8 protein-coding genes are annotated in these 7749 nt (G+C 62.7%); 3 read left to right on the forward strand and 5 right to left on the reverse strand.

What is annotated here, in order from left to right; all coding sequences use genetic code 11:
• Positions 1 to 39: 39 nt before the first annotated feature.
• The 3 genes from dsbG to dsbD are packed head-to-tail and all read right to left on the reverse strand — an operon-like array spanning position 40 to position 3349.
• Positions 40 to 801, reverse strand: coding sequence for a thiol:disulfide interchange protein DsbG (gene dsbG / locus BFP93_RS05910; protein ID WP_065892419.1), 762 nt, complete (start codon positions 799 to 801; stop codon positions 40 to 42).
• Positions 777 to 1622: a TlpA disulfide reductase family protein gene (locus BFP93_RS05915; RefSeq protein ID WP_065892420.1), complete on the reverse strand. Its 846-nt coding sequence runs from the start codon at positions 1620 to 1622 to the stop codon at positions 777 to 779. Before BFP93_RS05915 ends, dsbG begins: the two co-directional genes overlap by 25 nt.
• The gene (dsbD, locus tag BFP93_RS05920; protein WP_065892421.1) at positions 1622 to 3349 is read right to left on the reverse strand and encodes a protein-disulfide reductase DsbD; all 1728 of its coding nucleotides are present in this window, start codon (positions 3347 to 3349) and stop codon (positions 1622 to 1624) included. Before dsbD ends, BFP93_RS05915 begins: the two co-directional genes overlap by 1 nt.
• A gap of 175 nt (positions 3350 to 3524) precedes the next feature.
• On the opposite strand from dsbD, the gene BFP93_RS05925 reads away from it, so the two are divergent.
• The 3 genes from BFP93_RS05925 (at position 3525) to BFP93_RS05935 (ending at position 6415) form a co-directional block, all read left to right on the forward strand.
• Positions 3525 to 4205, forward strand: a complete 681-nt coding sequence (locus BFP93_RS05925) for a response regulator (protein ID WP_065888373.1) — start codon at positions 3525 to 3527, stop codon at positions 4203 to 4205.
• Positions 4202 to 5524 carry an ATP-binding protein gene (locus BFP93_RS05930; RefSeq protein ID WP_065892422.1) on the forward strand — a complete coding sequence of 441 codons (1323 nt, stop codon included), beginning with the start codon at positions 4202 to 4204 and terminating at the stop codon, positions 5522 to 5524. Before BFP93_RS05925 ends, BFP93_RS05930 begins: the two co-directional genes overlap by 4 nt.
• Before the next feature lie 123 nt (positions 5525 to 5647).
• Positions 5648 to 6415, forward strand: coding sequence for an N-acetylmuramoyl-L-alanine amidase (locus BFP93_RS05935; protein ID WP_065892423.1), 768 nt, complete (start codon positions 5648 to 5650; stop codon positions 6413 to 6415).
• Positions 6416 to 6536: 121 nt separating this feature from the next.
• Here the strand turns inward: BFP93_RS05935 and BFP93_RS05940 are convergent, their stop codons facing one another.
• Both BFP93_RS05940 and BFP93_RS29130 read right to left on the reverse strand, forming a co-directional pair.
• Positions 6537 to 7379 carry an IS3 family transposase gene (locus BFP93_RS05940; RefSeq protein WP_065891840.1) on the reverse strand — a complete coding sequence of 281 codons (843 nt, stop codon included), beginning with the start codon at positions 7377 to 7379 and terminating at the stop codon, positions 6537 to 6539.
• Entirely contained in the window at positions 7376 to 7684 is a 309-nt protein-coding gene (locus BFP93_RS29130; protein WP_065883309.1) for a transposase, read from the reverse strand. The genes BFP93_RS05940 and BFP93_RS29130 overlap by 4 nt, the downstream gene beginning before the upstream one ends.
• Positions 7685 to 7749 lie beyond the last annotated feature (65 nt).

The raw sequence follows: 7749 nt of genomic DNA on the forward strand, positions 1-7749 counted from the left end.
TGTTAACACAGGCATTCTTGTTAACGAACCTGGGACTAATTACTTCGGCCCCAGAATCTTCACCAACTTCTCCGGCGACGGCGCCCCCTGCTGTTGCTGCAACCCACCCTTGTCATCCAGATAGAAAATCGCCGGCGTCGCCGACAACTCCAATTCCTCCATCAACTTCATATTCCCATCGAGCCTGGCTTCGATATCCGCCGGGATCTTGCTCAGCGCTTGCAGCTTGCTGGCCTTGCCGGCGCCTTCGTGTTCTTCCAGGGCTTTCTGCGGGTCTTTGGCGGCGAACAGTGCGGCTGATTTGCCTGGGCTGTCTTCGCGGATGATCCCCACCATGATGTGGCGCAGTTGCACCTTGCCGGCCTTCACCCATGGCCGTGCCTGTTCCCAGAACATGTTGCAGTACGGGCAGTTGGGGTCGCTGAACAGGTAGACGATGCGTGGCGCATTCTTGTCGCCGTCCTGGATCCAGCTGCTGTTTTCCAGCTTGGCCCAGGCTTCCTTGGACATCGGCGCGTACACCAGTTTTTCCAGGGGCGCGCTGCTCAGGTCGTTGCCCTGAGCATCGTACAGGTTGCCGGCGATCACGCTGTTGCCGTCGGCGGTCAGGTACAGCGCCATACCGCGGTTCTGGTATTGCGCGGCATAGCCGGTAAGGCCGCTGGGGGCGTCGAACTGGCCGAGGATTTTGGCGCCCTTGGCTTCGATTTGCTTGATCGGGGCCGGCCAGTCTTCGGCCTGGGCCAGGGTGGCGGCAAGCGTCAGCGGCAGCAGGGTCAGCAGGTGGCGGAGGCGAGGCATGTAGGTTTCCTTTGTGGGACGGTGTCGAAGGGTTCCATGGCGCGGGCGAGGCTGGCCTGGGACAGTTCGCCGAGGTGGCTGTTGATCAGGCGTCCGTCGGCCGAGTAGAACAAGGTGGTAGGCAGCGCCATGGAGCCGACGGCCTGGCCGAGGCGGCCGCCGGCGTCGAACAGCATGTTGTCCAGGTTCAGGCCCTGGGTGGCCAGGTAGGTGCTGACACTCTGCATGCTCTCGGCCTGGTTGACGAACAGGAAGGTGACATCCGGGCGTTGATGTTGCGCGCGCTCCAGCACCGGCATTTCCCGACGGCACGGTGGGCACCAGGTGGCCCAGAGGTTGATCACCAGCGGGCCGCCTTTGTAGTCGGCCAGTTGCACCACATTGCCGTTGGCATCGCGCAAGGTGATGTCCGGCAGCTGCGAGCCCTTGTCGTAGAGGCTCAGGGACAGGCTGGCCATGCCCCAGAACACCAGGCCGCTGATCACCCCGGCGCCGAGTGGTCTGCGCAGGGCAGGGCGCCGCCAGCCGTAGGCCAGCGCACCGAGCACCAGCGCGATCACGCCGGGCCAGGCGAGGAAACCGCCGTCGCGCAGGTCGACCATCTGCAGCCAGTCGTTACGGTAATCGCTCCAGTACATCAGTACAAAGCTGACACGGGCGGCCAGCATGCCCAGCAGGAACAGGCTGAACAACACCGATTCAGGGTTTTCACCGCCACGCTTGGCCACGCGCCAGCCCACCAGGGTGGCGAGAATCAGCGCGCTGATCAGCAGAATGTGATTCAGGGCGATGGCGAAGGTGCCGATGGTGAGGGTCAGCATCAGCGCGCGTCTCGGGTTTGCGTCCAGCGTTGCAGGAAGGCGGCGGCATCCACTTCGCCGGTGATGCGTTGGGCGCGGCGTTCTTCACCGTCCGGACCGATCCACACGAAACTCGGTGGCCCCGGCACTTTGTAGCGACCCAGCAGTGCGCGGCTGGCGGCATTGTCGGCGGTGACGTCCAGGCGCAGCAGGCGTACATCCTTCAGGGCGGCCATCACCTCCGGCTTGCCGAACACCTGTTTTTCCATGATCTTGCACGACACACACCAATCGGCGTAGTAGTCCACCAGCACCCATTGGCCCTCGGCCTTGGCGCTGTCGAGCTGGCTTTGCAGGGCGGCCGGGTCGTGGATGGTGGTGAACGCGTCGTGAGCGTCAGCGGTGGCAGCCACCCGCGAGCCGCTGTAGACCTTCAGCGGTTGCCACAGCTCATCGCTGCCACCCGCCGCGCCCACCACCAGTACCGCGCCCCACAGGCCCAGCACCAGGGAGGCTGCGCCGAACACCTTGGCGGCCAGGCCGTATTCACGGGCCAGCGTCCAACCGCAATAGGCCATGACCAGCGCCAGTGCGCCCCACAGGCCGATCCACAGGCTTTCGCCGACCACCGGGCGAATCATCAACACGGCGGTGCCGAGGAACAGGAAACCGAAAACGCCCTTGAGCACGTTCATCCAGGTGCCCGGCTTGGGCAGGAAGCGGTTGCCCACGGTGACCAGCAACAACAACGGGATACCAATGCCGATGCCCATGGCGAACAGGATCAGCCCGCCGTGCAGTGCATTGCCGCTCTGGGCGATATACAGCAGGGCGCCGGCCAGGGGCGCGGTCATGCACGGGCCCACCAGCAGGCCGGACAATGCACCGAGAATGCCCGCACCGACCAGGCTGCCGCCGCTCTGCTGGCGGCTGACCGTGTCGAGGCGGTCGCGCAGGAACGCAGGCAGTTGCAATTCAAAGAAGCCGAACATCGGCAGGGCAAGGATCACGAACAGCGCGGCGAAACTGCCGAGGATCCACGGGGTTTGCAGCAGCGCGGCCAGATTGCCGCCCAGCAACGCGGCCATCACACCCAGCGCGGCATACACCAGGGCCATGCACACCACGTAGCTGCTGGCCAGGGCAAAGCCGCGACGCGGGCTGGCACCGCTGCCCACCACCAGGCCGGCAAGGATCGGCAGCATCGGCAACGAACACGGGGCAAATGCCAGCAACAGGCCCAGGCCGAAAAAGATCAGCAGGCTCCAGCCCAGGCTGCGCTGTTGCAGGCCGCCGGCCAGGCTTTCGTCCTGGGCCTGCGCGGTGGCGGCGACGGCCGGGTTGCCGCCCAGGTCCACGGTGATCGATTGCGGCGGATAGCACAGGCCGGCGTCGGCGCAGCCTTGCCAGCCCAGCTTGACCTGCCCGGTGGCGTCGGCCGGGAGCTTCACTTCCAGGCCCTGGCGATACACTTGCTGTTCGCCGAAGAACTCATCGCTGTGGGCTTCGCCCTGGGGCAGCACGGGCTTTTGCGCCAGGCCGTCGAATTTCATGCGCTGCTGGTACAGGTAGTAACCGTCGGCAATCTGCCAATACAGCTGGGTCTCGCCGCTTTCAAGACGCTCGGAAGTAAAGGTGAAGGCCTTGCCCACCGGGAGGAAATCGGGTTTGGACTCGAACGGGTTACCCGGTGCGGCCTGGGCGAACCCCGCCAGCAACACCAGCAGAAAAGTAAATAGATACCGCATGGTCCAGCCTTAATTCGATGCAAGTGAGGCACACAATGTGTGGCGTTGATTAACCGATGATTAACCGGCGCTATTCTAGAGTGTAGGAGTTATCGGGTGTTATGAAGTTAGCGGCATAATGCACGCTTAATCCGTGCGTTTTCTAATCACCCGCATCTTTCATGAAGGGTTCAGCATGCACGTACTGGTCTGCGAAGACGACGAACTGATCGCCAGCGGCATCGTGGCCGGCCTCACCGCCCAGGGCTTCACGGTTGAACGCGTGGCCACGGCGGCGGCGGCCAGGGCGATGCTCAGGGCGGCCACCTTCGACATCATGGTGCTCGACCTCGGCCTGCCCGACGAAGACGGCCTGAAACTGCTGCAGCAACAGCGCAGCCAGGGCCTGGAGATCCCGGTGTTGATCCTCACCGCCCGTGACTCGGTGACCAACCGCGTCGACGGCCTGCAGGCGGGGGCCGATGACTACCTGCTCAAGCCCTTCGACCTGCGCGAACTCGCCGCCCGCCTGCAAACCCTGCTGCGCCGCGTGGCGGGGCGCCGGGTCAACCTGATCGAACATGGCCGCCTGGCGTATGACCCCAGCAGCCGCGAGACCTTCCTGGGTGGCCAGCCGGTGGACCTGTCGCGCCGTGAACAAGCGCTGTTGCAGGCCTTGCTGCACAACAAGGGCCGCGTGTTGTCCAGCGAGCAGCTCAAGGACAGCGTCTACGGGTTCAACGACGAATTGGAAAGCAACGCACTGAACGTGCACATCCACCACCTGCGGCGCAAATTGGGCAATGGCATCGTCGAGACCGTACGCGGCCTTGGCTATCGCCTGGGTCCGGCCGATGCGGGAGAGGATGCTTCGTGAAGAGCCTGCGCCTGCGCCTGACGTTCAAGCTCGGCGCCGCTTTTGTCGTGATCTGGGCCCTGGCGGCGGCCTGGATGCTCAACGACCTGCGCAATCAGATGATGTTTTCCCTCGACCAGCGACTGGTCGCCTCGGCGCGCATGGTGGCCGGGCTGACCGAACAGATGCCGGGCCTGGCCAGCGTCGGTTCCGGCACTCATTTGCGTAGCGAACAACTGAGCGTACCGGGGGGCATGGCCTGCCAGGTCAGTTCCCTGCACGGCGAAGTCCTGGCGCGCAGCCATACCACGCCGGATGAGGGGCTGGAGTCGCGCAAGAGCGGTTTTCGCGACCAGATGATCGATGGCGTGGGCTGGCGCAGTTTCACCCTGTCCCAGGGTGACCTGCTGATCACCACGGCCGACCGTCAGGTGGAGCGTGAGGCGCTGAACCTGTCGATCCTGCTGGCGGCCTCGGTGCCGGTCGGCGTGGCCTTACTGGGCTGTCTGTGCCTGCTGTGGCTGGGCATCGGCCAGAGTCTGGTGCCGCTCAACCGCATGCGTGACGCCTTGATGCGCCGCAGCGCCGACTCCCTTGAACCGTTGCAGATCCACCCGCTGCCCAGCGAACTCAAGCCATTGCTCGACACCCAGAACCAGCTGTTGCAACGCATCGCCAAGACCATCGAGCGCGAGCGCCGGCTCACCGGTGACGCCGCCCATGAGCTGCGCAGCCCCTTGACGGCGATCAAGACGCACCTGCAAGTGGCGCGCATGACCGAGGGCGCGGCGCGTGACCAGTCCCTGGCCCACGCCGAGGAAGGCGCCGACCGCCTGCACCGCACCCTGGAGCAACTGTTGCTGCTGGCACGGGTGGAGGGCAGCCTGTCGTTTGACGATGGGTTGCAGTCCAGCGCCGAGGAAGTCGCCCGCCTGGCGATCCAGGATGCCCACGCCGGGGACAATTCGCGCATCGACCTGATCCTGGCGGACAGCCTCGTCGACACGCCGGTGGAGATGCCCGTGGGGTTGGCCGTGGCAGCCCTGCGCAACCTGCTGGACAACGCCTTGCGCCACACCCCGGCCGACACCCGGGTGCAATTGAGCGTGTCTTGCAGCGCTGACAAGGTGGTGTTCCGCGTGCGCGACCATGGCCCGCAGATTTCCAGCGACGACCTGCAATACCTCACCCAGCGCTTCTGGCGCACTGGCAGCAGCGACGGCTGTGGCCTGGGCCTGGCGATCGTCCAGGCGATCGTCCAGCGCTGCGCGTGCTCGCTGACATTCGACAGCCAGGCCGATGGCCTGCGCGTTGACCTGGGCATGCCGTTGCGACGCTGATCGCTTTTCTGCAAGTGCCAAATAATTACCGCTCGCCTGACCTGCAAATCGTCAGGATGGCGGTAATTTTTTTGCGCTTGAAAGGGCCGAATGATTCGGCCCGTATTGAAAAGGACGGATCTTATGTTGGTCATCGATACCAGTTTCCCTGCCCGGGATTTCAACGAACGTAACGGCGAGCCCGTGGCGCAGGTGATCCTGCACTATACGGCTGCGCCCTTTGAATCATCCTTGCGCACCCTGACGCAGAATGGGGTCAGCGCTCACTACCTGCTGCCCGATCCCGATGAACCGGCCTATCGCGCCGCCGGCTATGACGAACTGCGCGTGTTTCGCCTGGTGGGCGAGGACAAGCGTGCCTGGCATGCCGGGGCGAGCCATTGGGGCGGGCGGGATAACCTCAACAGTCGCGCGATCGGCATCGAAATCGTCAACCTGGCGCGTGACGACAAAGGCGTGTTCACGTTTCCCGCGTATCGCGAGGAACAGGTGCAGGTGTTGATTGCGTTGATGCGCGACATCCTCGAGCGCTACCCGCACATCGGCCCGGTCGATATTCTCGGGCATTCGGATGTGGCGTACTGGCGCAAGAGCGACCCGGGCCCCCGGCTACCCTGGCGCTGCCTGCATGAGGCCGGGGTAGGCGCCTGGTTTGACGAAGCCACCCGGGCGATGTACCAACGGCGGTTTTACATGGGGTTGCCGCCGGAAGTGGAAGTCGAGCGGGCGTTTCAGCGCTATGGCTACAAACCGGCGTGGAATCGCCAGGCCTTTGAACAGCGCACCCGGGCGTTTCAGATGCACTTTCGGGCGCGCGATTATGCCGGTCGCCTGGATGCCGAGACCTGCGCGATCCTGTATGCGCTCAACGAAAAGTACCGGGGACTTTGAAGCCAAACACCATTCAAATGTGGGACGGGCGTGAGTATCTACACAACTTTTAGGTACCACGCGGGCCCCTGTGGGAGGGGGCTTGAACTGGTCAAGTAATCCCGGACACCGATTACGGTGTTTATGCCGCTTTTTGCTCCATGGCTATTGGCGACAGGTAGTTGTTGTAGCTGTGGAGCCTGATTCGGTTGTATCGCATGAAGAAGCTGGTCATATCCCGCCTGGCTTCTTCAACTGTGGTGTAGCCCTTATTGGGCACCCACTCTGATTTAAGCGTCCCGAAGAAACGCTCTGTTGGCGCGTTGTCCCAGCATTGCCCTCTGCGGCTCATGCTTTGCGTTATTCCATGCTCCAGCAGCTCGGACTGAAAGAGCTGGCTGGTGTATTGGCTGCCTTGATCCGAATGAAACATCAAGCCTGCATGTTTGCCTCGAACCTCCACCGCCATTCTCAGCGCCTTGCTAACCAGGTTGGCGTCGTTGATCAGGGAAAACGCCCAGCCAACGATTCGGCGGGCGAACAGATCAATGACCGCTGCCAAGTGATACCAACGTTTACCAACCATCAGGCTGGTAACGTCGCCGCACCAGGCCTGATTGATTGCGGTTGGCTCGAAGTTACGCTCGAGCAGATTCTTGGCCACAAATGCTTCGACGCCTCTAGAGCGATACTGATGGCGGCGGCGCTGTCTGCTGGCCAGATTTGCCTCCGCCATGAGTTTTCCGGCCAGATGCCGTCCCACCTTGATCTGCTGGGCTTTCAAGTGCTGAGAGATCATCCGCGCGCCTGCACTTCCCCGGCTTTCGTCATGCAATTGCGCAACTTTTGCTCTGAGCGCGTCACGCTTGGTATTCGGCACTGAGCGACGCTTAAGCCAGTCATAAAACGCGCTGCGGGAAACGCCCAGCGCACTGCAAAGCAGGCAGATCGGATACGAACTCGACTCTCTCAGCTCCTCGATCAGGAAAAACGATCGGGATCCGACATCAAGAGAGCCGTAGCCTTTTTTAAGATTTCAGCCTCGGTCTCCAGGCGCTTGACCTTGGCTCGCAGCTGTTGAAGCTCTCGCTGTTCATCGCTGATTGCCTTAGTACCTGCCACTGGCTGCCCTTTCTGACGCTCTTTGCGAACCTGCTCAATCCAACGGCGCAGAGCCGTGGGGCCAACCTCCATCGACGCACAGACGTCAGGAACTGAGCAGTTATCATCAAGTACCATGCTTACAGCACGTTGCTTGAACTCGCGGGTGTAGGTCTTTCGCTCTTGCATGAAACCTCCTGATTGGGCGAATCATATCGCCCTTAAGAGGTGTCCGGGAGCATTAGGCCAGTTCA

This window comes from Pseudomonas sp. 44 R 15, assembly GCF_900004965.1.
Classification (GTDB): Bacteria; Pseudomonadota; Gammaproteobacteria; order Pseudomonadales; family Pseudomonadaceae; genus Aquipseudomonas; species Aquipseudomonas orientalis_A.

Bases quoted from the DNA above. Each gene is read 5' to 3' on its own strand.
- BFP93_RS05935 (WP_065892423.1), top strand. From the start codon at position 5,648: ATGTTGGTCATCGATACCAGTTTCCCTGCCCGGGATTTCAACGAACGT.
- dsbG (WP_065892419.1), bottom strand. From the start codon at position 801: ATGCCTCGCCTCCGCCACCTGCTGACCCTGCTGCCGCTGACGCTTGCC.
- dsbD (WP_065892421.1), bottom strand. From the start codon at position 3,349: ATGCGGTATCTATTTACTTTTCTGCTGGTGTTGCTGGCGGGGTTCGCC.
- BFP93_RS05925 (WP_065888373.1), top strand. From the start codon at position 3,525: ATGCACGTACTGGTCTGCGAAGACGACGAACTGATCGCCAGCGGCATC.
- BFP93_RS29130 (WP_065883309.1), bottom strand. From the start codon at position 7,684: ATGCAAGAGCGAAAGACCTACACCCGCGAGTTCAAGCAACGTGCTGTA.
- BFP93_RS05915 (WP_065892420.1), bottom strand. From the start codon at position 1,622: ATGCTGACCCTCACCATCGGCACCTTCGCCATCGCCCTGAATCACATT.